The sequence below is a fragment of the Nocardia sp. NPDC059180 genome (assembly GCF_042754945.1).
Lineage (GTDB): Bacteria > Actinomycetota > Actinomycetes > Mycobacteriales > Mycobacteriaceae > Nocardia.
This window is the reverse complement of sequence record NZ_JBHZBU010000012.1, coordinates 85213-109822: the sequence shown is the minus strand read 5'-3', so window position 1 is coordinate 109822 and position 24610 is coordinate 85213. Positions and strand designations below refer to the sequence as shown.

Below are 24610 nucleotides of genomic sequence, written 5' to 3'. Positions count from 1 at the left end.
CGGCAGACGGGCCCTGCCCTTCCCTGATCGGGAGGGCGGGGCCCGTCGTCGCGGTCTATGCGGGCTGATCTACTCCGCCGAAGCCTGCTGCTCGGCCAGCTGCTTGCGCACCTCGTCCATATCGAGGCCCTTCACCTGGGTGACCAGGTCCTCGAGTGCGGCGGGGGGCAGTGCGCCGGGCTGAGCGAACACCAGCACGCCCTCGCGGAAGGCCATGATCGTCGGAATCGACCGGATATTGGCGGCCGCCGCGAGACCCTGCTCGGCCTCGGTGTCCACCTTGCCGTGCACCACATCGGGGTGCTGCTCCGACGACTTCTCGAACGTGGGGCCGAAGCTCTTGCACGGTCCGCACCACTCAGCCCAGAAATCGACGAGTACCACGTCGTTTCCGGTGACGATCTCATCGAAGTTCTGCTGGGTCAGCGTCTGCGTTGCCATGGGCGTCCTCTCGTATCGGTATGCCGGGTCCAACGCCGGGCACCGGTGTTATCTTCCACCGGCGACCGGCCAGGCCCGCCGTTCGTCGCCGTCCCACCTCCGGATACCCACCACGGTCGCGGTGAAATCACGATCCGAGGCAACCGCGAGAACTGCCTCGCCGAGCTGCGGTGGTGGCACGCGTCTGGCCAGTGTGACATGTGGGGTCCACTGGTCCGGGTGCATATTCGCCGGAACCCCCGGGCAGGGCGCCACCAGCGCGTACACCCGACGCTGCCAGGTCAGCAGCTGTTCTGTCGGCACCACCATGCGCACCAGGATCGGCCTGCGAGCCCCGAATACAAGGACCCCGCCCAGCCGCACCGGAAACGGATGGAACGGCAGTTTCTCCAGGTCGTGGTCGATGCGTGGCCAGATCTGCTTGGCCACGGCGACGGTGATGTGCGGGCGTTTCGGCGGGTCGTCCGCCGCGGGCCTGCGGATCACACCGGGTAGCCCTGCCGCGGCGAGCAGTGCCCATTGCTCGCGGATATGCTCCTCGGCCGTGTCGTCGAGCACCAGTTCCACCGACTGCACCATGATCTGCAGAACGTAGCCGCCGCGGCCCCGCGCGCGGGTGCGTTCGACCGCGACGGGAGGATGTCGGAGTGAGCGAGGCGAGACGAACGGACGCTGGACGTCTGCGACTGGGCCTGATCGACGGTGACGGTATCGGCCCCGAAGTGGTGGGCTCGGCGCGTGCGGTGGTGGACGAGGCGCTGGCGGCCGCGGGCGCCGATCCGGTGGAATGGTTGCCGCTGTCCATCGGGCATCGCGCTCTCGACGAGTTCGGGACTCCGCTGCCGCGGCAGACCCTCGACGCGCTGGCCGAGCTGGACGGATGGATTCTCGGCCCACACGACAACGCCTCGTATCCGGCCGAGCATCGGGTAGCTCCGGGCGGTGCGATCCGCAAGCATTTCGGTCTGTACGCCAACATCCGGCCGGCCCGTGCGTTTCCCGGGGTGCGCGCCGCCGCGCCCGATATCGATCTGGTGATCGTGCGGGAGAACAGCGAAGGCTTCTACGCCGACCGCAATATGTTCGCCGGGTCGGGTGAGTTCCGGCCGACCGAAGATATCGCCATGTCGGTCGGTGTGGTCACCCGCCGTGCCTGCGAGTTGATCGCGCACGAGGCGCTGCGGCTGGCGAGCACCCGGCGAAAGCGGGTGACGATCGTGCACAAGGCGAATGTGCTGCCGATGACGATGGGCCTGTTCCGCGATGTCTGTTACGAGGTGGCGCGGCAATACCCCGGTGTGCAGGTCGACGATGAGCACGTCGACGCCACCGCCGCGCACCTGGTCCGCGCACCCGGCGACTTCGATGTCCTGGTCACCGAGAACCTCTTCGGCGACATCCTCTCCGATCTGGCCGCCGAACTGAGCGGGTCGCTGGGACTCGCGGCCTCGCTGAACTGTTCGGGCGATCGAGCGATGGCCCAGGCGGTGCACGGCGCGGCGCCGACACTGGCCGGACGCAATCGCGCCAACCCGGCGGCCTTGCAGCTGTCGTCGGCAATGTTGTTGCAGTGGCTGGGAATCCGGCACGCGACGCCCACACTGACCCAGGCCGCCGAACGGATCGAGCGCGCCGTCGCGACCACCCTGGAAGCCGGGATCGCCACCGCCGACCTTGGCGGGCTGGCCTCGACCAGTGAGTTCACCGAGCAGGTGAGCGCCAGGGTGCACCGCCGGTGAGCGCGCGTGGTGGATCGGTGTGTACTCGGCCGCGGCGGCGCGATTCTCCGATACTGTCCGGTACGCGAGGGCTCGCATCGCCTACATTGCGAGAAGGTGAGGTCGGGTTCCCCGGACCGGAAGGTGGAGGCTGCGGTGGCTGATCGACCCGAATCCGGCACGCGCGGACACTGGGCGGTGCTGATCGTCGGCGTGCTCGCTGCGATCGTGCTCGCGGTGGCAGGCTGCACACACAACACCGAGGATCTGCCCGATGTCGCGAAGGTGCCGGTGACCGAAGTACCCGAACTCGCGGCGACGGTGCCCGCGGAGATCCGGCAGTCCGGCGTGCTGAAGGTCGGGGTCAATGTGCCCTATCAGCCGAACGAGTACCGCGACAGCGACGGCAATATCGCCGGATTCGACGTCGACCTGATGGACGCGGTGACCACAGTGCTCGGTCTACGCGCCGAATACATCGAATCGGCCTTCGAGAAGATCATCCCGGCCGTGCAGGCCGGCACCTATCACGTGGGCATGTCCTCGATCACCGACTCCGCCGAGCGGGAGAAGCAGGTCGATTTCGTCACCTACTTCAACGCCGGCGTGCAATGGGCCCAGCGGGCCGACCATCCGGTCGATCCGAACAATGCCTGCGGTAAGCGCGTCGCGGTCCAGGCGACCACCTTCGAACACCTGGAAGAGCTGCCCGCCAAGAGCCAGGCCTGCGAGGACGCGGGTAAGGACCCGATCATCATCCAGAGCTTCGACGAGCAGAGTGCGGCGACCAATGCGCTGGTCCTCGGCCAGGTGGACGCCATGTCCGCGGACTCGCCGGTCACCGCGTACGCCATCAAGCTCACCGACGGCAAGATCGAACCCGCCGGTCCGGTCGTCGACGCCGCACCCTACGGCTGGGCGGTGGCCAAGGGTTCGCCGCTCGGTCCGGTCCTGCAGCAGGCGTTGCAGCATCTGATCGATAACGGCAAGTACCGCCAGATCACCGAGAACTGGGGTGTGCAGGAGGGCGCGATCACCAGGTCCGTCATCAATGGCGCGCCGAAGGGATGACATGAGCGAATCACAGACCGAGCCGGAATCGATCACGGCAGAGCCGGAGCCGATCAAGGCCGTCCCGCTGCGCAGGCCGGGGCGCTGGATCGCCGCGACCGTCATCCTGGTGCTCGTCGGACTGTTCGTCTACGGCGCCGCGACCAACCCGGCTTACCACTGGGACGTCTACTGGCGGTATCTGCGCGATAGCCGCATCGCCGAGGGCGCCGTCGTCACGCTGGAGCTGACCGTGCTGTCCATGGCGATCGCGGTGGTACTCGGTGCGCTGCTCGCGGTGATGCGGCTCTCGCCCAATCCGGTGCTGCGGTCCACGGCATGGGTGTATCTGTGGATCTTCCGCGGCACACCGGTATTCGTGCAGTTGGTGTTCTGGGGTCTGGTGCCGTCGCTGTACAAGCAGATCTCCCTCGGTGTTCCGTTCGGCCCGCAGCTGGTCGAACTGGATGTGCAGGGTTTGCAGGCGGCGTTCGCGTTCGCGGTGATCGGCCTGGGTCTCAACGAGGCCGCCTATATGGCCGAAATCGTGCGCGCGGGCATCAATTCGGTCGGTGAGGGGCAGCGCGAGGCGTCGACCGCGCTCGGCATGTCCTGGTCGCAGACCATGCGCCGCACGGTATTGCCGCAGGCCATGCGGGTGATCATCCCGCCGACCGGTAACGAGCTGATCGGCATGCTCAAGACCACCTCGCTGGTGACCGCGATCCCGCTCAGCACCGATCTGTTCGGCCGGGCCCGCGATATCTACGGCGTGAACTTCCTGCCGATTCCGCTGCTGCTGGTCATCGCGACCTGGTACCTCGCCATCACCAGCGTGCTCATGGTCGGCCAGTTCTACCTGGAGCGCTATTTCTCGCGCGGGGTGTCACGGCAGCTGACCGCGAAACAGTTGCAGGAACTGGCCGATGCGCAGAATGTGGTGAAGGCGAAATGAGTGAAGCGGTGCACGACGGCGCGTCCGAGTCCGGGACGACGCCGATGATCCGTGCCGACCGGGTGTGTAAGTCCTTCGGCGCGTTGCAGGTACTCAAGGGCATCTCGCTCGAGGTGGCACGTGGTCAGGTGCTGTGCCTGGTCGGCCCGTCGGGATCGGGCAAGTCCACCTTCCTGCGCTGCATCAACCATCTCGAGCAGGTCAATGCCGGGCGGCTCTACGTCGACGGCGAACTGGTCGGCTACCGCGAGAAGGGCGACAAGCTCTACGAGCTGCATCCACGGGAGGCGGCCAGGCAGCGGCGCGAGATCGGCATGGTCTTCCAGCATTTCAATCTGTTTCCGCATCGCACCGCGCTCGCCAACATCATCGAGGCGCCGACCCAGGTCAAGAAGGTCCGCAAATCTCAGGCGGTGACCAGGGCCAAGGAGCTACTGGATCGGGTCGGGCTGGCCGACAAGGCCAATGCCTATCCCGCGCAGTTGTCCGGCGGTCAGCAGCAGCGGGTGGCGATTGCCCGCGCGCTGGCGATGGACCCGAAACTGATGCTGTTCGACGAGCCGACCTCCGCACTGGACCCGGAACTGGTCGGCGAGGTCCTCACCGTCATGCGCGAACTCGCCGATTCCGGGATGACGATGGTGGTGGTCACCCACGAGATGGGGTTCGCCCGCGAGGTCGCCGACCAGCTGGTGTTCATGGACGGGGGAGTGGTGGTCGAAGCGGGACCGCCGCGCGAGGTGCTCGCGCAGCCGAAACATGAGCGCACCAAGACGTTCCTGTCGCGATTGCTGTAGCCACCGCGGTCCGCTGCTTCGGCCGCGTCCGGCGACCGGCGTGGCGTCAACGAGTGTCCGCCGTCGGCCTTGCCAAGGCGATGCGTAGCTGGCCGAGAAGCACTTTCGCCGCGGGTGTGCTCGGACGGTCGGTGCGCCAGGCGATGGCCAGTTGGCCGCGCAGTTCGGGCCCTACGATCGGCAGGGTCCGGACCCCGAACGCGGCGGCCTCCGCCGGGGTCAGTTCGGGAACCACCGCGACGCCGAGTCCATGGGCCGCCAGTCGCAGCAGTAGCGGCGGTGACGCGGCTTCGAAGGCGATGTTCGGGGTGAAACCCGCTGCCGCGCAGGCGCGCCGGAAGACACCGTGAATGCCCGTGCCAGGCGGGAGGCAGATCAACTGCCGGTGCTGTAGATCGCGCAGCGGCATGACCTCGGCCTCGGTGTCGTCGCCTGCCGCGACGGCGACGACCACGCCGGTGTCGAGGATGACGTCGATGGCGATGCCCGGATCGAGGTCCGCGCCGGTCAGCCCGATCACGGCGATATCGAGTTCGCCGCGGGTCACCGCTGCCAGCATGTTTTCCGAGGTGTCCTCGGTGAGCACGATGCCGACCTGTGGGTGGTCGTCGTGGAAGGCGGCGAGCGCGGCGGGCACATCGAACTCCTCCACCGCCGCGCCGGAGATGAGGCCGACGCGGACCTGTCCGCGCAGCAGCCCGGTGAACTCGTCGACGGTATGGGCGATCCGTTCGGCTGCGGCCAGCGCGGCGCGCGCATCCGCGAGCACGGCGGCCCCCACCTCGGTCGGCGTGACCTGGCGTGTGCCACGCTCGAGCAATGGCTGGCCCAGCTCGCGTTCCAGCTGCCGGATCTGCGCGCTGAGCCCGGGCTGGGTCAGATGCAGTCGTTGCGCGGCACGGGTGAAGCCGCCCTCGTCGACGACGGTGACGAAGTAGCGCAGTTGCCGAAGCTCCATAACTATCAATTATGGCACCGAGACAAACTAGCTGTTTCCCTTATCGACGCGTGCACGGCATCGTCGAAGACATGGGAAACATCGCAGCCGAAAACGCCGACTTCGCCATTGAATTCACCGCCGCCGCCGAAGCGGAGTTGCCGACCTTCGCCGCGCCGGTATTCCGACCGGGCGACGAAGGCTACGCCGCGGAAATCGCCGGCTTCCAGACCGCCTACCAGCACAGTCCGGCCGTGGTCGTCGCCGCGCGGCACGCCGAGGACGTGCGTGCGGCCGTCGAATTCGCCGCACGGCACCGATTGCCGGTGGCGGTGCAGGCCACCGGGCACGGACTTTCGGTCGCTGCCGACGGCGGCGTGCTGATCAGCACCCGGCGGATGACCGGCATCGACATCGATGCCGCCGCCGCGACCGCACGGGTGGGTGCCGGGGTACAGGCCGGTGCGCTGATCGAGGCCGCGGCACGGCACGGGCTGGCGCCGTTGAACGGGTCGTCGCCGTCGGTGGGCGTGGTCGGCTACGTCCTCGGCGGTGGACTCGGATTGCTCGGCCGAAAGTTCGGCTACGCCGCCGACCACGTCCGCGCGATCGAACTGGTCACCGCCGACGGCCGGATGCGCACGCTGCGGCCCGGCGACGAACTGTTCGGCGCCGCCCTCGGCAGCGGCGGCAACTTCGGCGTGGTGACAGCGCTGGAACTGGGTCTGATCCCGGTGACCACCGTGTACGGCGGTCAGCTCATGTTCGAAACCGCGCTGGTACCGCACGCGCTCGAGGTGTGGCGGGAATGGACCGCGACCGTGCCCGATGCGGTGACCTCGACCGTCGCCATGCTCGCCTTCCCGGACATTGCGCAGGTACCACCACCGCTGCGCGGCCGCTTCGTCGCCTCGATCCGGGTGGCCTTCGACGGCAGCGCTGAGGAAGGTGAACGCCTGGTCGCGCCACTGCGCGCGATCGGTGCCGCGATGAAAGACGATCTGCGTGCCATGCCCTATACCGAATCGCACACCATCCACTCCGACCCGGCCGATCCGCACGCCTACGCCGCGACCAATGCCATGCTCGACGACCTCACCTCGGAGGCCATCGAGGCGCTGCTCGCGGTGGCGGGCCCGGATTCCGGCCTCGGTGCGGTGATCGATATCCGGCACCTGGGTGGCGCCCTGCGCACTCCCGGGCACGACGATCTCGCACTCGACTATCGCGAGGCCGGCTACGTGGTGCGGGCCATCACCCTGCCGGAGCCCGGGGCCGAACCCGTCGAGCCCGCCGCCTCGGTTCGCGCCGCACTGGCGCCGTGGACTGTCGGCCACAGTCTCAATTTCCTCTACGGCGCCGGCGACGTGGCCGGTGAAGCGCAGACCAGGGCCGGGTACCGAGCCGATACCTACGCCCGGTTGTCCGCGCTGAAGTCGAAGTACGACCCGCACAACATGTTCCGCTTCAACCGCAATATCCGTCCCGGGCGCTGACCGGCGTACCAGCCCGGCGAGGTACGGCGGCTTCATGATATTGTCGTGATATCACTTTGATACCGGGAGGATGTCATGAAGCTTCGTGCCGCTGTCCACGCCAACGGGTTCGTGGTGCTACTGACCTGGCTGGTGCTGACGATCGCCATCGGCGGCGCCACCGCGCTCGCCTTCGTCGTCGGGGCCAAGGACGGCAACGGTGCCGCGATCGGCATCGGTATCGCCGGATCGGTCGTGCTTGTCGTGCTGCTGCTCGGAGTCACCGGGTTGATCGTGGTCAACCCGAACGAGGCCAAGGTGGTGCAGTTCTTCGGCCGCTACGTCGGCTCGGTGAGCGAGCCCGGCTTCTACTCGGTATTGCCGCTGACCGACCGGCGCAGCATCTCGCTGCGGGTGCGTAACTTCGAAACCCAGAAGCTCAAGGTCAACGATGCCGACGGCAACCCGGTCGAGATCGCCGCGGTGGTCGTCTACCGGGTGGTCGACAGCTATAAGGCCGCGTTCTCCGTCGACGACTACGAGGAGTACGTGGAGACCCAGTCCGAGGCCGCGGTCCGGCATCTGGCCACCACGCATCCCTACGACGCCCACGACGACGAGCGCACCAGCCTGCGCGACGGCAGCGAGGTCGCCGAGGAACTGACCGTCGAACTGCGCGAGCGCACCGAACTCGCAGGCATCGAGGTGCTCGAAGCCCGAATCACCCACCTGGCCTACGCACCCGAGATCGCCCAGGCCATGCTGGTCCGTCAGCAGGCGGCGCAGGTGGTCGCGGCCCGCACCCACATTGTGGAGGGGGCGGTCGGCATGGTCGGGTTGGCGCTGCAGCGGCTCACCGCGGAGGGCATGGTGGAACTCGACGAGGAACGCAAAGCGAGCATGGTCTCGAACCTGCTGGTGGTCCTGTGCGGTGATCGACCGACCCAGCCCGTGGTCAACGCCGGATCGCTCTACTCCTGACCGGCGAGCCGATGGCCGAACGCAAGAAGATCCTGCTCCGCCTCGATCCGGCGGTGTACGAGGCGGTGGCTCGCTGGGCCTCCGACGACCTGCGCAGCGTCAACGCGCAGATCGAATACGCCCTCCGGCTGGCGCTCGACAATGCCGGACGGAAACCGCGGTCAGGCAGATCCGATGCAGACGACGGCGAATGAGCACCGGGCGCGGCACCAGCCGCGCCCGGTTCCGCGTATTCGCCGGTGCGGCCGGACATCTCGTGCACACCCGACGGCGGCTCAGCCGTGTCGATCCGTTTCCGCTGCGCTCGCGGTGACGGCGGCGAATGCCCGGATCATCGCGGTTTCGGTGCCGGTGCGCCAGACGAAGGTCCAGCGGCAGCGCGGACCATCCGGCATCGGAACATAGGTGATCCCAGGCCGGGCGTAGTACTCCACGCAATGCTCCTGCGCCAGGGCTACGGCACGGCCCGCGGCGATGGTCGCGAGCATCTCCTGGAAGGTGTGCACCCGTGGGCCGCGCCGAATCGGGCGACCGGACGGTGTACGCGGTGGAATCAGCTCATCCGCCCAATAACCGGGGGCAGCGGTGCCGATATCGCACAGGGTGTGATCGCCCAGCTCTTCCACCGCAACCGCTGTGCGACCGGCCAATTCGCTGTCGGTCGACACCGCGAGCCGCATGGGCTCGATCAGTACCGTCGGGCCGACGGTGATGTCGGGCTCCTCGACCGGCAACCACAGCAGCTGGATGTCGACGTCGCAGGCCCGCAAGGGCCCGAAGGGGTCGGAGAAATGTGCCTCGCGCACTACCAGATCCACGCCCGGGTAGGCGTCGGTGAACGCACGCAGTACCGGGTCGATGACGTGGCCGAGCGCACCCATGATGCCGACGGTCAACTTGTCGCCGATGCCCTTGGCGCTCGCTTGGGCCCTGGCCACTGCCGTCTCGATCAGCTGACTGCCCCGGCGCAGGTCATCCCGTAGCTGCGCACCGATCGGAGTCAGCGCGACACTGCGGCTGTTTCGCGTGAACAGCGGCGCACCGATGCGGCGTTCCTGTTTCTTGATCGCATGGCTGACCCGGGATTGACCGATGTGCAGCCGCTGCGCGGTCCGGCCGAAATGCAGCTCCTCGGCCAAGGTCAGAAAGATCTCGATATCCCGCATTTCCACGGGTGCCTCCACAATCATGAACAGTTGCCCCGTCTGGATCCGATTGATCCAGGCGGGGGCATCAATTGGCATCGATCGGCAGCGGTGCCATCGTTACGGGGAAACGTGACCTGACGCCCAGGCCCAGGCGGCGATCCCAACTCGATTCGCGACGGCGAGTTTGCGCTGGATGTTGGCCAGATGGTTCTTCACAGTCCCGCCACTGATGAACAGCTCGGTGGCGATCTCGGCATTGGTGCGCCCCTGCGCGACCAGGCGCACCACCTCGATTTCGCGCTCGCTGAGGGCCTCGGTGGCGGGCCGGTGTTCGGGTACCGGTGGGATCATGCGCCGCAGCAGCCGGACGGTGATCTGCGGGCTGATCAGCGTGTCACCCGCCATGGCGGCGCGAATCGCCTCGATGAGCAGAGTGGGACCCGAGCGTTTGAGCAGATAGCCGCAGGCGCCGTCGCGGAGCGCGGTGTGCACGTACTCGTCCAGGTCGAAGGTGGTCACCACGATGACGCGCATCGGGTCTGGCACGCCAGGTCCGGCGAGGCGACGGGTGAGTTCGAGGCCGTCGAGTCCGGGCATCCTGATATCGGCGAGCACCACGTCGGGGCGCAGATGCCGGGCCTGCGACAGGGCCGATGCGCCATCGGCGGCCTCGGCGACCACCGTCATATCCGGTTGGGCGTCGACAACCATCCGAAAGGCGTCGCGGATGCCCTCCTGGTCATCGGCGATCAGGACGCGCGTGCTCATGGATGCCTGCCTTCGAGAGGGATGTGGGCGGTGAGACACCAGCCCCGTGGCCGGCGCGGTCCGGCGGTGAGGGTGCCGCGCAGTGATTGCACCCGCTGGGTGAGTCCCGGCAGTCCGAGACCACTGTGTTTGCGGTTGGGCCTGCGTGATTCGCCGTCACCGGCGCCGTCGTCGGCGACGATGACGCGCAGGCCGCCGTCGTGGATCGCGACGTGGATGTCGACCGTGGACGCGCTCGCGGCGTGTCTGCGGACATTGGTCAGCGCCTCGACCACCACCCGGTAGGCCACCGCGGCGGGTTCGCGGGGGACACCGGCGACCTCGCCCAGCTCGAGCCGGACGTCCAGATGCCCGCCACCGAAGCGTTCGGCCAATTCGGGTAGATCGGCGAGGCCGCCGACCGGGGTGCGCGCGGCCTCACCGGAGTCGCGCAGCATGTGGACCGTGTGGTCCATGGAGGCGAGGGCGCGCAGCCCGGCGTTCTCGATCCGGTCCAGCGCGGCGTCGAGTCTCGGGTCACCGGCGGCGAGGACCATGCGCGCGGCCTGGGCCTGCGCCACGATCTCGCTGACGTCGTGGGCGACGAAATCGTGCAGATCGGCGGCCAGGTCCAAGCGCTGTTCGTGCCGGGCCTCGGCGATCGCGCGGCGCCGCTCGTCCTCGCGATAGCGCTGGTAGAGGCCGACGCCTGCGGCCGCGAGACCGGGCAGCAGCCACAGCAGACTGCTCGCGATCGCCGACCACACCGTCTCGCCCTCGGGCAGGTACCGCTGTACCGACAAGGCGATGGCCAGCCCGGGGACGCAGGCGCCCAAGGCCGCGCGCGGCGGCGACCACCGCACCGGCAGATACACGAAGACCATGAGGACGGGCGGCTCGAGCAGAATCCACAGCACCTGTTCCGGTGTCGGCTCGCCCGACGCGCGCCCGGCCACCAGCGACACGGCGGTGATCACGAGGGAACACGATCCGGTCGCGATCGCGGCCGGCGGCAGCAGGGACCGTGAGCGCGGCCAGGTGGCCAGGACGAGACCGAGGGTCATGGAGGCCACGACGGGCGCGATGGTGTCGAGGGCGGGCGCGGGCACCAGCACCACACCCGCGAGCGGGACCAGGATGCCGGTCGCCGCGAGGAGTAGCTGCCGGATGTTCATGATGATCATGAGCCTATGCGGGGACCGACCGCGAGCGATGTGCCGATCGGCCTATTTCTGCCGGTAAGGGCCTATCGGGAGGGGCCGGTCGGCACATTCCGCGATCGACCGGCCGTGACAAGGCTGGAGGTATGCGAAAGAACTGGCAAGCCCGCATCGGCTATACCCTCTGCGCCGTCTCCTTGCTCTACGGCGCGGCCGGTATCCACTGGAGTTTCGACGGGACCGCCTTCCCGTTCGGCCCGAGCGATCCGATGATGGCCGGCGGCGGCCGCGAGGTCCTGGCCACCAACCTCACCGGCTGGGCGACACCGGAGATCGCCGGACCGATCATCGCCGCCCTCGGACTGCTCGGCGCCGTGGTCGCCTTTCTGATGGCACGCGGCCTCGGCCGTGGCGGGATGCGATACGCCCTGCTCACCGCCGCGTGGGTGCTGGCGGCCGGGCTGGTCTTCGGCATCCAGGACTATCGCCCACTGATCGTGGTCGGCTACACCCCGATCTTCCTGGTCGGGAAGACACTGTTCGGCTGGCCCGCCGGGGTGGGCTGGGCCCAGCTGTACGACTGGCCGAAGACGAACCTGCTGATCCTGCTTCTCGCCGGGATCGCGTGGGCTTTGCTTGCGATGCTCTACCGCAGGCAGGGCGCCGAACACGCCCCCGACGCCGGAACCGGTCTGATCCGCTACGGCAAGCCCGCCGTCGTCGTGGCCGTGATCGTCCCGCTGATCTACTGCGCCACCCGCTGGATGTGGGCGCTCGGATTCGGGTTCGGCCTCGACCCGCAGGAGTTCGAGGAAGGTAAGGAGGCCGGTCTGTGGCTGGCCGGTGCTGGACTCGCGAGTTTCGGCGCGCTCGGCGCTGTCGCCACCGTCGGCCTCATCCGTCCCTGGGGTGAGCGTTACCCACGGTGGATGCTCGGTCTGGCGGACAAGCGAATCCCGCCGATGGTGGCAGTGGTCCCCGCGGTGCTTGTGGCGATGACGGTCACCACCGCCGGGTTGATGTACATCAGGCTCGCGACGGTGATCGGGGTCGACGGCAAATGGATCACGCACATGCCCGAGACGCTGTGGCCGCTGTGGGGCGGCGCGCTGCTGCTCGCGGCACTGTCCTACCGCCAGCGGCGACAGGTCGCCGAACGGAGGTGACGCGGCGCCGGCACCGAACCGCATGCCCACCGCGACGAGCGTGTGGTTCGGCTCGTTCAGTCCGGTTTGCTGGCCACGAAGATCGCGGTGCCGGGGAACAGCGCGCCACGCAGCGGGCTCCACTGGCCCCACTCCCGGTCGAGCCACTCCGGCCAGTCCGGTTCGATGATGTCCTCCACGATCAGGCCGGCGGCGACGATCTCGCGGACTCGGTCGCCGACGGTGCGATGGTGCTCGACATAGGTGGGCTCACCGTCGGCGTCGACCTCTATATAGGGGGTGCGGTCGAAGTACGAGGTGACGACCTCGAGTCCGTCCGGTCCGGGATCGTCGCGAAAGATCCAGCGCATCGGATGATTCACCGAGAACACCCAGCGGCCACCGGGGCGCAGCACCCGTTCGACCTCACGCATGACCTGCGCCGAATCGGCGACGAAGGGGATCGCGCCGAACGCCGAACAGGCCGCATCGAAGGACTCGTCGGCGAAGGGCAGCGCCTCGGCGTTGGCCTGGATCAGCGGAACTCGCGGCCCGCCGCGCGCCATCGCCGCCAGCCCGTGCGCGAGCATGCCCGCCGACAGGTCCAGGCCCACCGGATGCGCTCCGTTGCTCGCCAGCCAGCGCGAGCACGGCGCCGAGCCGCAGCCGATCTCGAGGATGCGCCGACCGGCGATGTCGCCGAGCAGATGCCAATCGCCTTCGTGCATTCCCTCGGGGCACCAGACGAATTCACCGGCGGGGGAATCGGCACCGAGGAATTCGGCATGGGTATCGTGGTACTGGCCGGCGTCGGCATCCCACCAGCGCCGGCTGGCACGTTCACTGTCCGTGGAATCGATTCGGGCACGTGCAGGCCCGACGGTTCCGAGCAGTTCGTTTGCTTGCGCATGGCGATCGTCCGACACGCCGTAAGAGTATCGGCGTGGCGACGGGACCGGTTTGCCCGGCTCGATGCAGGTCGCGTACGCTGAACGCGCGAGTGATCACACCGCGCCCAATTTCGGTGTGTCGCAGAGTACCGAAAGAACCAATGTCCGCAACCGACCACAATCCGTCCGGAGCACACCGACATATGCCCACCACCGTCACCTCGCCGCAGGTAGCCGTCAACGACATCGGCTCCGCCGAGGACTTCCTCGCCGCCATCGACGCCACGATCAAGTACTTCAACGATGGCGACATCGTCGAAGGAACCATCGTCAAGGTCGATCGCGATGAGGTTCTGCTCGACATCGGTTACAAGACCGAAGGCGTCATCCCCTCCCGCGAACTCTCCATCAAACACGATGTCGATCCCAATGAGGTCGTTTCCGTGGGTGATGAGGTCGAGGCCCTGGTTCTCACCAAGGAGGACAAGGAAGGCCGCCTGATCCTGTCGAAGAAGCGGGCGCAGTACGAGCGCGCGTGGGGCACGATCGAGGAGCTCAAGGAGAAGGACGAGGCCGTCAAGGGCACCGTCATCGAGGTCGTCAAGGGCGGCCTGATCCTCGACATCGGCCTGCGTGGCTTCCTGCCCGCCTCCCTCGTCGAGATGCGTCGCGTCCGCGACCTCCAGCCGTACGTCGGCAAGGAGATCGAGGCCAAGATCATCGAGCTCGACAAGAACCGCAACAACGTGGTTCTCTCGCGTCGCGCCTGGCTGGAGCAGACCCAGTCCGAGGTGCGCAGCGAGTTCCTGCACCAGCTGCAGAAGGGCCAGGTCCGCAAGGGTGTGGTCTCCTCGATCGTCAACTTCGGTGCCTTCGTGGACCTGGGCGGCGTCGACGGCCTGGTGCACGTGTCCGAGCTGTCCTGGAAGCACATCGACCACCCGTCCGAGGTCGTCGAGGTCGGCACCGAGGTCACCGTCGAGGTTCTCGACGTCGATCTGGACCGCGAGCGCGTCTCCCTCTCGCTCAAGGCCACCCAGGAAGACCCGTGGCGTCAGTTCGCCCGCACCCACGCCATCGGCCAGATCGTGCCGGGCAAGGTCACCAAGCTGGTTCCGTTCGGTGCGTTCGTGCGCGTCGAAGAGGGCATCGAGGGCCTGGTGCACATCTCCGAGCTGGCCGAGCGCCACGTCGAGGTCCCGGACCAGGTCGTTGCCGTCGGCGACGACGCGATGGTCAAGGTCATCGACATCGACCTGGAGCGTCGCCGGATCTCGCTGTCGCTGAAGCAGGCCAACGAGGACTACCACGCCGAGTTCGACCCGTCGAAGTACGGCATGGCCGACAGCTACGACGAGCAGGGCAACTACATCTTCCCCGAGGGCTTCGATCCCGAGACCAACGAATGGCTCGAGGGCTTCGACAAGCAGCGCGAGGAGTGGGAAGGCCGCTACGCCGAGGCGGAGCGTCGCCACAAGATGCACACCGCGCAGATGGAGAAGATGGCAGCCGACGCCGCGGCCGAGGCGGCCAACGGTGGCGGCTCGTCGAACTACTCCTCCGAGAGCGGTTCGCAGTCCACCTCCAGCCAGCCCGAGTCCGCCGGCGGTTCGCTCGCCAGCGACGCCCAGCTCGCGGCTCTGCGGGAGAAGCTCTCCGGCAACGCCTGATACAGGTAGAGCAACACCGAAGGCCCCGGTCCGATACGGACCGGGGCCTTCGGGCTGTTCACTGTGGAAATGGCCCGCTCCTGGTGGATGGTCTGTCCACGATCGGCCCACAGCCTCGCGAAGGGTGAGGCTGTGGGCTGGGTGACGCGGCGGTAGAAGCGTGCCCTATGCGGCGGCGACAGTGAATCGGCGTTGGACGAATCGTCCGCTCTCGGCTTCGTCGATGAGCGCAGCGGCGAGATCCTCGGCAGAGATGTCGGCGCCGGCATCGAGGAGCTGATCTCCCCCTATCCGGAAGCGCCCAGTGCGCTCGCCCGGATCGATCCGTCCCGACGAGGGACTCAGGTAGGTCCACAGTCGGTCCGAGAGCCGGTACACGTTCAACGCCTCCCGCAGCGCGAGGATCACCCGGTGATACTCCACCGGCACGCCGAGATTCTCCGGGAGCCCCTCGGCGAAACCTGGCTGATCCACCAATTGCAGGCCAGGAGCGACTTCCAAGCTCCCGCCGCCACCCACTGCGATCACCCGGATCTCCGGATGACGAGTCAGCGCCTCGATCATCGCCCGCGCGCCGACCACGAAATCGCTCGCGTTGGCGATGGTGTCCTCGATCCCGTGCCCGGCATTCACCGCACTGATCACCACATCCAGCCCCGAGATCGCGTCCGCGACACTATCGGCATCGCGCCAATCGGCCACCTGCCATGAAATGCCGTCACCCACCGCGGGGATACGTGCCGCATCGCCGGTGAACGCCCGCACCGCATGCCCGCGCTGCCGTGCCTCCTCGACCATCCGCGAACCGATAACGCCTGTCGCGCCGAAGACTCCGATATCCATGACTCTCCCACAAAGTGTATGCCGTGCAGTTACTACACGGCGTTTAGTAAATGCACGCCAGATAGTACTCGCACGCTGTAGAGTGTCAACCGTGGTCGAGCCGGTGAAGAGTCGCAGGGAGCGGTTGCGCGCGGAAACCGCGCAGGAAATCAAGGTGATCGCCTTGCGGCTGCTCGACGAGGGCGGCCCCGATGCGATTGCGTTGCGGGCCATCGCCCGCGAGATGGGTATGACAGCGGGGGCCATCTACGGCTACTACGCCACTCGCGACGAGCTCATCTCGACCCTGATCTCCGATGTCTACACGGCGCTGCTCGACCAGGTGGAGGCCGCGCGCGACGCTGTCCCCGGCGACGATCCGGGTGGTCGCATCATCGCGTGGGGTGAGGCGGTGCGGGAGTGGGCGGTGCGCAGTCCTGCGGAATTCCGGCTCATCTACGGCGATCCGGTGCCTGGCTATCAGCCGCCGCCGGGCGGGCCGGCCGCTGCTGCCCAGCTACGGGCGTGCACCGGATTGGTCGCACTGACCGCGGCGGCCTGGCCACATATGGGCCAGATCGAGCCTCCGGTGTTCGAGTGGTCGGACTTCGATGCCGATCTCGCCGCGCACGTGCGCGCCGACTTCCCCGATCTTCCGCCAGCGGGATTGGCGCTGGCGCTGCGCATGTGGGGCCGGATGCACGGTCCGGTCGCGCTCGAGGTGTACGGGCACCTGCGGCCGCAGGCGCAGGATCCGGCGAAGCTGTTCCGTGCCGAAATGCTCGACCTGGTGCGTTCGCTCGGGCTGTAGCCGCCGACGCGTACGACAGTGGCCCGGTCGCGAGGACCGGGCCACTGTCGGGAAGTGGGCGTCAGCCTGCGGTGGCGGGGACCCAGCGCACCGAGGGGGCGGCCGAGCGGCGCCGCATGGCGGCGAAACTATGCCGGGCCGGGCTGATCAACGAAGTGAACCATGTGCGACGGTGCTCGGCGAGCGCAGCCGCGACGGCGGGGATGTGGATGCAGTGCACGCCTCCCGCCATTCCCAGGCGGTGGCGACCCGCCTGGTTAGTACTGGTGCCCAATGCTCTTCCTTTGCTTGTGCTGTTCTGGCCTGGATCGCCACGGCGAAGGTTAGCGGACCCGAAGTCGTCCGCAGCGTATTTTGCCGAAGTAATTGCTCGGCGTGTCGGAAAGTTATCGCTTGGAAACCGTATTCGGCAGGAAATGTTGCGAGATGGTCTCGGCCGCGTCACGGAACGGGCAATAGCCGCGCGGGGTGGTGAAAATAGCTGCGGGAGTGGGTATCCGACAGGGTCGGGAATTGTCCGCGGAAAGTGAGTGCAGATTCCCGCGGCCGCCGGAGGATTCCCGGAACCCGATTCACACGGGGCGTCGTCGACCCGCCTCCAATGGTTCGTGGCTGCGGCGCCGGTGGATGGGTGACGGGTGGTCCGCGGCGGCCGCCGACCGAATGCGAGACTGGTCCGATGTTACGAATCGGCCTCACCGGAGGTATGGGCGCTGGCAAGTCGACCGTGGCGCGGATCCTCGCCGAACGCGGTGCGGTGGTGATCGACGCGGACGTGATCGCACGCGAGGTCGTCGCACCGGGTACCGAGGGGCTGGCCGCGTTGGTCGAGGCGTTCGGCGCCGATATCCTCGCCGCCGACGGCAGTTTGGATCGGCCCGCTCTTGCCGCCAAAGCATTCGGGGACGACCAGGCGCGGGCGCGGTTGAACGCGATCACCCACCCGCTGGTCGGTCAGCGCACCGGGGAACTGCTCGCCGCTGCCCCGGCGGATGCGATTGTCGTACAAGATATTCCGCTGCTGGTCGAAGGCGGTTTGGCGCCGCTGATGAACCTGGTGCTCGTGGTCGATGTCGCCGCGGAGACCCGCATTCAGCGGCTGGTGGAATTGCGTGGCGTGCCGGAAGCCGATGCGCGTGCCCGAATTTCGGCTCAGGCCACCGATGAACAGCGCCGGGCGGTGGCCGACGTGCTGCTGGACAACAATGGCCCGGCCGAGGCGATCGAATCGGTGGTGCACCGGCTCTGGGATGAACGTCTGGTGCCGTTCGAGCATAATATGCGCACCGCCGAAGTGGCCGGATACGATCTGCGGCTGGTGGCGCCGGATCCGGACTGGGCCGCCCAGGCGCAGCGGCTGATCGCTCGACTGTGGGTGGCCGCGGGGGCGGCGGCCTCGCGGATCGATCACATCGGGTCGACCTCGGTGCCGGGTCTGTCTGCCAAGGACGTCATCGATATCCAGATCACGGTGGCCGATATCGCCGCCGCCGATGGGCTGCGCGATGTGCTGGCCACGGCGGGATTCCCGGCCGAGCCACATATCACCGGCGACAACCCGAAACCGACCGAGGCCGATCCCAAGGGCATCGATACTGCGCTGTGGGCCAAACGATTCCACGGTAGCGCCGACCCCGGCCGTCCGGCCAATGTGCACGTCCGGGTCGCCGGTTCGCCCGGCCAGCAGTTCGCGCTGGCCTTCCGCGACTGGCTACGCGCCGATCCTTCCGCTCGCGAGGAGTACGCGCGGGTGAAGCAGGAGGGGGAGGCGAAGGCCGCGGGCTCGACCGGTGATGCCGCGATGGTGGCGTATCTGGCGGTGAAGGAGCCCTGGTTCGACGAGGCGTACCCGCGGGTCATGCAGTGGCGTGCGGCGAATGAGCCGGACGCCTGAGGCGGTCATTGCCCGGAGGCGGTAGCTGAGCGTAACCACGCAGGGCCTCCGGCTCGGGCGCGATGGACAACGCCTGGGGCGGTAGCGGATCTACAGCCAGGTCAGCGGCATTCCGCGTGAGGCGGTCCAGCTCAGGAAGTCGTGATCGTTGGCGGCGATACCGTCGATGGCGGCTGTGGCGGTGGTGATCGCCTTTTCGGCGGTGGCCGCGTCGACCAGGCCCGCCGACAGCGCGGCCAGCAGCTCGTCGACATCGAGCAGACGGGTATCGCGACCGGTGCGCACCAACAGATCCAGATAGTGGTCCACCGACCGCCACTTCTTGGGTTCGACCTCGGCGAATTCGCCGATATCGATGTAGTAGTCCTGGTTGCGCAGGTGCGCCGCGGTGTAGTGGAACACCGTCGCACGCAGCGACAGCTCCGGCAGCAGCCACGACTCCATGTAGTGGAAGGACGGATGGTCGGCGGTACGCGCCATGTACAGGCCCCACGGCTCGACGCGATAACTCTCGACCGGCCGGACGAAGCCCTTCGGGTCGGTATTGGTGAGGTCGGCCACGTTGAAGTACTCCACCTTCGGCCGGTGCACGTCCACGGATGGTGCCTGTGTCATGTCTCGAGAATCTACCGTCGACGCGGGTGTTGTCCAGGCGGGCAGTGCAGCCGTCGCGGACGCGGCAAACCTGTCGGTGGCTGGGCCTACCCTGGTGAGCATGGCATTCGCAACCGAGATCCCGGCCGACGAACAGGGCCGGACGCCGCTGGCGCATTCGGAGTTCCGCCCGGTCGGCGAGATCGAACGGGTAGGCGGGCGGTTCGAGGTCGTCAGCCCGCATCAGCCCGCAGGCGACCAGCCCGCCGCCATCGACGAACTGCAACGCCGCATCACCGCGGGCGAGCGTGATGTGGTGCTGCTCGGTGCCACCGGTACCGGTAAATCCGCCACCACCGCGTGGCTGATCGAACGGTTGCAACGGCCCACATTGGTGATGGCACCGAACAAGACCCTCGCGGCGCAGCTGGCCAACGAGCTGCGCGAAATGCTGCCGAACAATTCGGTCGAGTACTTCGTCTCGTACTACGACTATTACCAGCCCGAGGCTTATATCGCGCAGACCGATACGTATATCGAGAAGGACAGCTCGATCAACGACGACGTCGAGCGGCTGCGCCATTCGGCCACATCGAGCCTGCTCTCGCGCCGCGATGTGGTGGTGGTCGCGTCGGTCTCCTGCATCTACGGCCTTGGTACGCCACAGTCCTATCTCGACCGATCGGTGCAGCTGGAGGTGGGCACCGAAGTCGACCGTGACGCGCTGCTGCGGCTGCTCGTCGATGTGCAGTACACCCGCAACGACATGGCCTTCACTCGCGGATCCTTCCGGGTGCGCGGCGACACCGTCGAGATCATACCGTCCTATGAGGAGCTCGCGGTCCGCATCGAATTCTTCGGCGACGAGGTGGAGGCGCTGTATTACCTGCATCCGCTGACCGGCGATGTGGTGCGCCAGGTCGATATGGTGCGCATCTTCCCGGCCACCCATTACGTGGCCGGCCCGGACCGGATGGAACGCGCGGTCCACGATATCGAAGCCGAGCTCGAAGTCCGCCTGGCCGAATTCGAACGCCAGGGCAAACTGCTCGAGGCGCAGCGACTGCGCATGCGCACCCAATACGACCTGGAAATGATCCGTCAGGTCGGGTTCTGCTCCGGAATCGAGAACTATTCGCGCCATATCGATGGACGCCCGGCCGGCTCCGCCCCCGCGACGCTGCTCGACTACTTCCCCGAGGATTTTCTGCTCGTCATCGATGAGTCGCATGTGACGGTGCCGCAGATCGGTGGCATGTACGAAGGCGATATGTCGCGCAAGCGCAACCTCGTCGAATTCGGCTTCCGGCTACCGTCGGCCATCGACAATCGGCCGCTCACCTGGGAGGAGTTCGCCGAGCGGATCGGGCAGACGGTGTACCTGTCGGCCACCCCCGGCAATTACGAGTTGGGCCAGGTCGGCGGTGAGGTGGTCGAGCAGGTCATCCGTCCGACCGGTCTGGTGGATCCGCAGGTGGTCGTCAAACCCACCAAGGGGCAGATCGATGATCTGGTGCACGAGATCGGTCAGCGCACCGACCGCGACGAACGGGTGCTGGTCACCACGCTCACCAAGAAGATGGCCGAGGACCTCACCGACTATCTGCTCGGGCTCGGTGTGCGGGTGCGGTATCTGCATTCGGAGATCGACACGCTGCGCCGGGTGGAGTTGCTGCGGCAATTGCGCCTCGGCGAGTACGACGTGCTGGTCGGCATCAACCTGCTGCGTGAGGGCCTCGACCTGCCCGAGGTGTCGCTGGTCGCCATCCTCGACGCGGACAAAGAGGGCTTCCTGCGCAGCAGCACCAGCCTGATCCAGACCATCGGCCGCGCGGCCCGCAACGTGTCCGGCGAGGTGCACATGTACGCGGACAAGGTCACCGACTCGATGCGCCACGCTATCGAGGAGACCGAACGCCGCCGCGCCAAACAGGTCGCCTACAACGAGGAAATGGGCATTGATCCGCAGCCGCTGCGCAAGAAGATCGCCGACATCCTCGACCAGGTGTACCAGGAGGCCGACGACGAAGTGGCCGTCGGTGGTTCCGGTCGCAATGTCAGCCGCGGCCGCCGCGCCCAGGGCGAACCGGGCCGGGCGGTGAGCGCCGGCGTCATCGAGGGCCGTGACGTCAAGTCCATGCCGCGCGCCGAACTGGCCGATCTGGTGAAGGAGCTGACCGACCAGATGATGAACGCCGCCCGCGAACTGCAATTCGAGCTGGCGGGTCGCCTGCGCGACGAGATCGCGGACTTGAAGAAGGAACTGCGCGGAATGGACGCGGCCGGGCTGAGCTGAGCCCGGAATTGCGATCGAGGCGTCACTGGCGAGAGGACGCCCCCGAGGTCGACGCTCACCGGCCCGGCGATCACCATGCGGTGATTGCCGGGGCAGCAACGCTCGTCCGTTCCAGCTAGCCCTGGGTGGCCATCCAGTCGTTGACCCGGCGCTCGGCCTCCTCGCGGGAGACGTCCTCGACCTTGGTCATCACCGCCCAGCGGTGCCCGAACGGATCGATGACCACGCCGAAGCGGTCACCGGTGACGAAGGTCTGTGGTTCTTCGGCGCTGCGGGCGCCGTGCTCGATCGCCCGGGAGATGACGGCGTCGACGTCGGGGCAGTAGTGCACGATGGAGGTGTGCACCCAGTCGCCGTTCGGGGCGAGCACGCCGTTGGCCGGGATCGGCATACCCAACTGCAGCGTGGAATCGCCGATCTTCAGCTCCGCGTGCGCGGGCTGCCCGTCGGGCAGGTCGTTGCGAGTGATCACCTCGGCGCCGAAGACGGCGGTGTAGAAATCGATCGCCTTGTTGCCGTCGCCGACGGCCAGGAAACAGGTGATGGAGTGGTAGCCATCGGGAATCGGGTTCACGGTGCTGTTCATATCGGCAATCCTCGTCGTCGCGACCGCGGCGATCTTGTAAGAAAGCGACACCATGCCCCACCGCGGTGACCGCGATCCCGCAGTGCCCGCACTCACCGGCCGGAAAGGGATCCTGCATCCGGACGAGCAGGCCAGGCATCGGACGCTGCACCGGCTGCCTGCCGGTCCCGCGGTGGCCCATGTCATCGACTGGTACTGGTCGGTGCGCTGGGATCTGCGGGGCCGGCCGCCGTATGTGGCCGAGGTGCTGCCGTTTCCGTGCGTCAACGTCACCTTCGAACACAGCGAGGCCAAGACCGGCGGCTTCGTCAACGGTGTCTGCACCACCAAGTTCGTCCGCGAATTATCCGGCGTCGGACACACATTCGGGATCCGGTTCCGCGCGGGCGGGTTCGGCGCCTACACCGGGCTCGACGTCGGCGAATTCCGCGACCGCGCTGTCGCACTGGCCGAAGTGCTGCCCGATGCCGACCGGCTGACCGACGCGGTGCTGGCCGAATCCTCGGATGCCGGCCGCCGCGACATCGTCGAATCGTATTTTGCCCGCGTGACAATGGATCCCGATCCGAACTATGCCCTGGTCCGGAGCATCATCGACGCCATGGCCACCGATCAGGCGCTCACCCGCGTCGACCAGGTCACCGAACGGTTCGCGGTAACGACCCGTACGCTGCAACGGCTGTTCCGCCGCTATGTCGGTGCGGGCCCGAAATGGGTACTGCGCCGCTACCGGTTACAGGATGCGGCGGATCTACTCGCCCACGGCCGCATCGACGATCTCGCCGCGCTGTCGGCCGAACTCGGTTATTACGATCAAGCACATTTCACCCGGGAATTCACCGCGGAAATCGGAATGGCACCCCTGGAATACGCCAAACAGTCGATACGCTCACGCAACGAGGTCACCGCAAAACTGCTCCCCGGCGCCGAGCGGATACCGGAACAGTTCCGATAGTTCGTTTTCGCCGGAGGGTGGCTCTGCGGAGTGGTTGAATACCGCACTATCTACCCACCGGCGAATGAGGAGCTGGATATGGATGTCGTGGTGTTGATCGGCCGGGTGTTGTTCGTCGTGCTTTTCTTCGGTTCGGCCTTCGGTCACTTCACGCAGACCGAAGCGATGACCGCCTACGCGCAGAGCCGGGGCGTGCCCTCGCCCAAAGCGGGTGTCCTCGCCTCGGCGGTGCTGATGGTGCTCGGTGGGGTGAGCGTGCTGCTCGGAGTGTGGGCCGACCTCGGCGCGCTGCTGCTGTTCCTCATGCTGGCGCCCACAGCCTTTCTGATGCACCAGTTCTGGACCGAGAACGACCCGCAGGCCAAGCAGACCGAGATGGTCCAGTTCAACAAGGATCTGTCACTGGCGGGCGCCTCGCTCATGCTGTTCGCGTTCTTCGCCCGCACCGAGGAACTGGGATTGACCATCACCGGGCCGCTTTTCAGTATGTGACCGGTGCACGCGCTAATATTGCCCTCCGCATCCGTAGTGAAAGGGAACGCATGGACATCATCGGAGCGATTCTGGGTATTTTCTGGGCCGACTACCGGCAGTGGCCCTGAGCCCGTCGTACCCTGCGCCCTCCGGCCCGTTCGCCATCGCGGACGGGCCGGAAGTGGTTCCGCCGCCGATATTTGTGATGAATGTCCCAGGGCGGCAACACCGTTCACCGATGTTGTGGTAGATCACAGACTGGAGCCCGCCGGTTTGGGTCCGCCCTGGTAGGTCATGGTGTGCGGTATTCGCCCAGGCCGGGCGACCGCCGCCGCTGCGAACACTCCGAATGTGATGTGTTGCGAATTCTGATAATTCCGGGCGTATTGCCGCTATGGTCGACCCAGTCGCCGCGCCGAAGCCCCGACACGCCGGGACGAAACCCTGACGCAGGCGTCCGACCCGCACAGTTGGAGGAGAGATGACCGCCTACCGGACCATTGTCGTCGGTACCGATGGCTCGGACTCGTCGTATGTCGCCGTCGACAAGGCCGCCGCACTGGCCGGGGCCGCAGGCTCGACCCTGGTCTTGGCCTGCGCCTACTACCCGACCGATGACCGCGACGTCGCCGCGGCGGCCGATGTGCTCAAGGATGAGGCCTACCAGGTGCGCGGTTCCGCGCCGACCAACGAGATCCTGCGCACCGCCCGTGATCGGGCCACCGCCGCGGGCGCCAAGGAGATCGTCGAGCGCGCCATCGTGGGCGAGCCCGTCGAATCGCTGCTCGATCTGGTCAAGGAGACCCAGGCCGATCTGCTCGTCGTCGGTAACCGGGGCCTCAACACCTTGACCGGACGGCTGCTCGGTTCGGTGCCCTCGGATGTCGCACGCAAGTCGCGTTCCGACGTTCTCATCGTGCACACCGTTCGCTGATTCACGCCCGTGGTCGCCGCCGGATCGGCGGCGACCCCGCCAGCGTGGTACCTCACGCCCGCAGTGAACGCAGCCCATCGGGCAGATGCTAGCTGTGCAGGACGGGGAGCCGCTGCGGGGGGCGGGTGAG

General features: G+C 67.2%; 26 protein-coding genes. 15 read left to right on the top strand and 11 right to left on the bottom strand.

Translation table 11 applies throughout. From position 1 onward, the window contains the following. Positions 1-69: 69 nt before the first annotated feature. Together trxA and ACFXNW_RS28775 are read right to left on the bottom strand one after the other, a co-directional pair. On the bottom strand, positions 70-441 hold the full coding sequence (gene trxA / locus ACFXNW_RS28780) for a thioredoxin (protein ID WP_379420941.1): 372 nt from the start codon (positions 439-441) through the stop codon (positions 70-72). Positions 442-489: 48 nt separating this feature from the next. Beyond that, positions 490-1020, bottom strand: coding sequence for a 2'-5' RNA ligase family protein (locus ACFXNW_RS28775; RefSeq protein WP_379420940.1), 531 nt, complete (start codon positions 1018-1020; stop codon positions 490-492). Between the two features lie 68 nt (positions 1021-1088). Here ACFXNW_RS28775 and ACFXNW_RS28770 point away from each other — a divergent pair, with 68 nt between their 5' ends. From ACFXNW_RS28770 to ACFXNW_RS28755, 4 genes are all read left to right on the top strand, one after another. Next, entirely contained in the window at positions 1089-2180 is a 1092-nt protein-coding gene (locus ACFXNW_RS28770) for an isocitrate/isopropylmalate dehydrogenase family protein (RefSeq protein ID WP_379420939.1), read from the top strand. Between the two features lie 177 nt (positions 2181-2357). Continuing rightward, positions 2358-3230: an ABC transporter substrate-binding protein gene (locus tag ACFXNW_RS28765; protein WP_379421031.1), complete on the top strand. Its 873-nt coding sequence runs from the start codon at positions 2358-2360 to the stop codon at positions 3228-3230. Between the two features lies 1 nt (position 3231). Beyond that, positions 3232-4164, top strand: a complete 933-nt coding sequence (locus tag ACFXNW_RS28760) for an amino acid ABC transporter permease (protein ID WP_379420938.1) — start codon at positions 3232-3234, stop codon at positions 4162-4164. Between the two features lie 44 nt (positions 4165-4208). Beyond that, a complete protein-coding gene (locus ACFXNW_RS28755) occupies positions 4209-4961 on the top strand; it encodes an amino acid ABC transporter ATP-binding protein (protein ID WP_379421030.1) in 753 nt (250 codons plus the stop codon). A 46-nt stretch (positions 4962-5007) separates the two neighbouring features. Here the strand turns inward: ACFXNW_RS28755 and ACFXNW_RS28750 are convergent, their stop codons facing one another. Then, the gene (locus ACFXNW_RS28750; RefSeq protein WP_379420937.1) at positions 5008-5919 is read right to left on the bottom strand and encodes a LysR family transcriptional regulator; all 912 of its coding nucleotides are present in this window, start codon (positions 5917-5919) and stop codon (positions 5008-5010) included. Between the two features lie 71 nt (positions 5920-5990). On the opposite strand from ACFXNW_RS28750, the gene ACFXNW_RS28745 reads away from it, so the two are divergent. The 3 genes from ACFXNW_RS28745 to ACFXNW_RS28735 all read left to right on the top strand — a co-directional run bounded on the left by ACFXNW_RS28745 (position 5991) and on the right by ACFXNW_RS28735 (position 8548). Further along, positions 5991-7394, top strand: coding sequence for an FAD-binding oxidoreductase (locus tag ACFXNW_RS28745; RefSeq protein ID WP_379420936.1), 1404 nt, complete (start codon positions 5991-5993; stop codon positions 7392-7394). A gap of 75 nt (positions 7395-7469) precedes the next feature. Further along, on the top strand, positions 7470-8354 hold the full coding sequence (locus tag ACFXNW_RS28740) for an SPFH domain-containing protein (RefSeq protein ID WP_379420935.1): 885 nt from the start codon (positions 7470-7472) through the stop codon (positions 8352-8354). Between the two features lie 11 nt (positions 8355-8365). Continuing rightward, positions 8366-8548, top strand: coding sequence for a hypothetical protein (locus ACFXNW_RS28735; protein WP_379420934.1), 183 nt, complete (start codon positions 8366-8368; stop codon positions 8546-8548). A gap of 81 nt (positions 8549-8629) precedes the next feature. Here ACFXNW_RS28735 and ACFXNW_RS28730 read toward each other — a convergent pair whose 3' ends face one another. The 3 genes from ACFXNW_RS28730 to ACFXNW_RS28720 form a co-directional block, all read right to left on the bottom strand. Further along, the gene (locus ACFXNW_RS28730) at positions 8630-9520 is read right to left on the bottom strand and encodes a LysR family transcriptional regulator (RefSeq protein WP_379421029.1); all 891 of its coding nucleotides are present in this window, start codon (positions 9518-9520) and stop codon (positions 8630-8632) included. Positions 9521-9619: 99 nt separating this feature from the next. Next, positions 9620-10270, bottom strand: coding sequence for a response regulator (locus ACFXNW_RS28725; RefSeq protein ID WP_379420933.1), 651 nt, complete (start codon positions 10268-10270; stop codon positions 9620-9622). Next, positions 10267-11433, bottom strand: coding sequence for a sensor histidine kinase (locus ACFXNW_RS28720; protein WP_379420932.1), 1167 nt, complete (start codon positions 11431-11433; stop codon positions 10267-10269). Before ACFXNW_RS28720 ends, ACFXNW_RS28725 begins: the two co-directional genes overlap by 4 nt. 122 nt (positions 11434-11555) lie before the next feature. On the opposite strand from ACFXNW_RS28720, the gene ACFXNW_RS28715 reads away from it, so the two are divergent. Next, a complete protein-coding gene (locus ACFXNW_RS28715) occupies positions 11556-12575 on the top strand; it encodes a hypothetical protein (protein ID WP_379420931.1) in 1020 nt (339 codons plus the stop codon). Between the two features lie 56 nt (positions 12576-12631). On the opposite strand, the gene ACFXNW_RS28710 is transcribed toward ACFXNW_RS28715, so the two are convergent. Further along, positions 12632-13480, bottom strand: a complete 849-nt coding sequence (locus tag ACFXNW_RS28710; protein WP_379420930.1) for a class I SAM-dependent methyltransferase — start codon at positions 13478-13480, stop codon at positions 12632-12634. A 167-nt stretch (positions 13481-13647) separates the two neighbouring features. Here ACFXNW_RS28710 and rpsA point away from each other — a divergent pair, with 167 nt between their 5' ends. After that, positions 13648-15114 carry a 30S ribosomal protein S1 gene (gene rpsA / locus ACFXNW_RS28705; RefSeq protein WP_014350347.1) on the top strand — a complete coding sequence of 489 codons (1467 nt, stop codon included), beginning with the start codon at positions 13648-13650 and terminating at the stop codon, positions 15112-15114. Positions 15115-15279: 165 nt separating this feature from the next. Here rpsA and ACFXNW_RS28700 read toward each other — a convergent pair whose 3' ends face one another. Next, entirely contained in the window at positions 15280-15957 is a 678-nt protein-coding gene (locus ACFXNW_RS28700; RefSeq protein ID WP_379420929.1) for an NAD(P)-dependent oxidoreductase, read from the bottom strand. 91 nt (positions 15958-16048) lie between these two features. On the opposite strand from ACFXNW_RS28700, the gene ACFXNW_RS28695 reads away from it, so the two are divergent. Beyond that, positions 16049-16747: a TetR/AcrR family transcriptional regulator gene (locus tag ACFXNW_RS28695; protein ID WP_379420928.1), complete on the top strand. Its 699-nt coding sequence runs from the start codon at positions 16049-16051 to the stop codon at positions 16745-16747. A 61-nt stretch (positions 16748-16808) separates the two neighbouring features. Here ACFXNW_RS28695 and ACFXNW_RS28690 read toward each other — a convergent pair whose 3' ends face one another. Continuing rightward, a complete protein-coding gene (locus tag ACFXNW_RS28690) occupies positions 16809-17021 on the bottom strand; it encodes a hypothetical protein (protein WP_379421038.1) in 213 nt (70 codons plus the stop codon). Between the two features lie 405 nt (positions 17022-17426). On the opposite strand from ACFXNW_RS28690, the gene coaE reads away from it, so the two are divergent. Beyond that, entirely contained in the window at positions 17427-18641 is a 1215-nt protein-coding gene (coaE, locus tag ACFXNW_RS28685) for a dephospho-CoA kinase (protein ID WP_379420927.1), read from the top strand. A gap of 90 nt (positions 18642-18731) precedes the next feature. On the opposite strand, the gene ACFXNW_RS28680 is transcribed toward coaE, so the two are convergent. Next, on the bottom strand, positions 18732-19256 hold the full coding sequence (locus tag ACFXNW_RS28680; protein WP_379420926.1) for a DUF402 domain-containing protein: 525 nt from the start codon (positions 19254-19256) through the stop codon (positions 18732-18734). Between the two features lie 100 nt (positions 19257-19356). Between ACFXNW_RS28680 and uvrB the strand changes: the two genes are divergently transcribed. Beyond that, positions 19357-21531: an excinuclease ABC subunit UvrB gene (uvrB, locus tag ACFXNW_RS28675; protein WP_379420925.1), complete on the top strand. Its 2175-nt coding sequence runs from the start codon at positions 19357-19359 to the stop codon at positions 21529-21531. 115 nt (positions 21532-21646) lie between these two features. On the opposite strand, the gene ACFXNW_RS28670 is transcribed toward uvrB, so the two are convergent. Next, positions 21647-22117: a VOC family protein gene (locus ACFXNW_RS28670; protein WP_379420924.1), complete on the bottom strand. Its 471-nt coding sequence runs from the start codon at positions 22115-22117 to the stop codon at positions 21647-21649. Between the two features lie 52 nt (positions 22118-22169). Between ACFXNW_RS28670 and ACFXNW_RS28665 the strand changes: the two genes are divergently transcribed. The 3 genes from ACFXNW_RS28665 (at position 22170) to ACFXNW_RS28655 (ending at position 24480) form a co-directional block, all read left to right on the top strand. After that, positions 22170-23072 carry a DUF6597 domain-containing transcriptional factor gene (locus ACFXNW_RS28665; protein WP_379420923.1) on the top strand — a complete coding sequence of 301 codons (903 nt, stop codon included), beginning with the start codon at positions 22170-22172 and terminating at the stop codon, positions 23070-23072. Between the two features lie 78 nt (positions 23073-23150). After that, complete coding sequence (locus ACFXNW_RS28660) at positions 23151-23564, top strand: DoxX family protein (RefSeq protein ID WP_379420922.1); 414 nt, start codon at positions 23151-23153, stop codon at positions 23562-23564. Between the two features lie 463 nt (positions 23565-24027). Next, positions 24028-24480 (top strand): universal stress protein, encoded by a 453-nt coding sequence (locus ACFXNW_RS28655; RefSeq protein ID WP_379420921.1) that lies wholly within the window; start codon positions 24028-24030, stop codon positions 24478-24480. Positions 24481-24610 lie beyond the last annotated feature (130 nt).

What these genes read in the sequence shown, in the direction of transcription:
- ACFXNW_RS28715 (WP_379420931.1), top strand. Translation starts at nt 11,556, where the DNA reads ATGCGAAAGAACTGGCAAGCCCGCATCGGCTATACCCTCTGCGCCGTC.
- ACFXNW_RS28670 (WP_379420924.1), bottom strand. Translation starts at nt 22,117, where the DNA reads ATGAACAGCACCGTGAACCCGATTCCCGATGGCTACCACTCCATCACC.
- ACFXNW_RS28735 (WP_379420934.1), top strand. Translation starts at nt 8,366, where the DNA reads ATGGCCGAACGCAAGAAGATCCTGCTCCGCCTCGATCCGGCGGTGTAC.
- ACFXNW_RS28745 (WP_379420936.1), top strand. Translation starts at nt 5,991, where the DNA reads ATGGGAAACATCGCAGCCGAAAACGCCGACTTCGCCATTGAATTCACC.
- trxA (WP_379420941.1), bottom strand. Translation starts at nt 441, where the DNA reads ATGGCAACGCAGACGCTGACCCAGCAGAACTTCGATGAGATCGTCACC.
- ACFXNW_RS28725 (WP_379420933.1), bottom strand. Translation starts at nt 10,270, where the DNA reads ATGAGCACGCGCGTCCTGATCGCCGATGACCAGGAGGGCATCCGCGAC.
- rpsA (WP_014350347.1), top strand. Translation starts at nt 13,648, where the DNA reads ATGCCCACCACCGTCACCTCGCCGCAGGTAGCCGTCAACGACATCGGC.
- ACFXNW_RS28730 (WP_379421029.1), bottom strand. Translation starts at nt 9,520, where the DNA reads ATGCGGGATATCGAGATCTTTCTGACCTTGGCCGAGGAGCTGCATTTC.
- coaE (WP_379420927.1), top strand. Translation starts at nt 17,427, where the DNA reads ATGTTACGAATCGGCCTCACCGGAGGTATGGGCGCTGGCAAGTCGACC.
- ACFXNW_RS28740 (WP_379420935.1), top strand. Translation starts at nt 7,470, where the DNA reads ATGAAGCTTCGTGCCGCTGTCCACGCCAACGGGTTCGTGGTGCTACTG.
- ACFXNW_RS28775 (WP_379420940.1), bottom strand. Translation starts at nt 1,020, where the DNA reads ATGGTGCAGTCGGTGGAACTGGTGCTCGACGACACGGCCGAGGAGCAT.
- ACFXNW_RS28750 (WP_379420937.1), bottom strand. Translation starts at nt 5,919, where the DNA reads ATGGAGCTTCGGCAACTGCGCTACTTCGTCACCGTCGTCGACGAGGGC.
- ACFXNW_RS28665 (WP_379420923.1), top strand. Translation starts at nt 22,170, where the DNA reads ATGCCCCACCGCGGTGACCGCGATCCCGCAGTGCCCGCACTCACCGGC.
- uvrB (WP_379420925.1), top strand. Translation starts at nt 19,357, where the DNA reads ATGGCATTCGCAACCGAGATCCCGGCCGACGAACAGGGCCGGACGCCG.
- ACFXNW_RS28700 (WP_379420929.1), bottom strand. Translation starts at nt 15,957, where the DNA reads ATGGATATCGGAGTCTTCGGCGCGACAGGCGTTATCGGTTCGCGGATG.
- ACFXNW_RS28755 (WP_379421030.1), top strand. Translation starts at nt 4,209, where the DNA reads ATGATCCGTGCCGACCGGGTGTGTAAGTCCTTCGGCGCGTTGCAGGTA.
- ACFXNW_RS28660 (WP_379420922.1), top strand. Translation starts at nt 23,151, where the DNA reads ATGGATGTCGTGGTGTTGATCGGCCGGGTGTTGTTCGTCGTGCTTTTC.
- ACFXNW_RS28720 (WP_379420932.1), bottom strand. Translation starts at nt 11,433, where the DNA reads ATGATCATCATGAACATCCGGCAGCTACTCCTCGCGGCGACCGGCATC.
- ACFXNW_RS28655 (WP_379420921.1), top strand. Translation starts at nt 24,028, where the DNA reads ATGACCGCCTACCGGACCATTGTCGTCGGTACCGATGGCTCGGACTCG.
- ACFXNW_RS28680 (WP_379420926.1), bottom strand. Translation starts at nt 19,256, where the DNA reads ATGACACAGGCACCATCCGTGGACGTGCACCGGCCGAAGGTGGAGTAC.
- ACFXNW_RS28760 (WP_379420938.1), top strand. Translation starts at nt 3,232, where the DNA reads ATGAGCGAATCACAGACCGAGCCGGAATCGATCACGGCAGAGCCGGAG.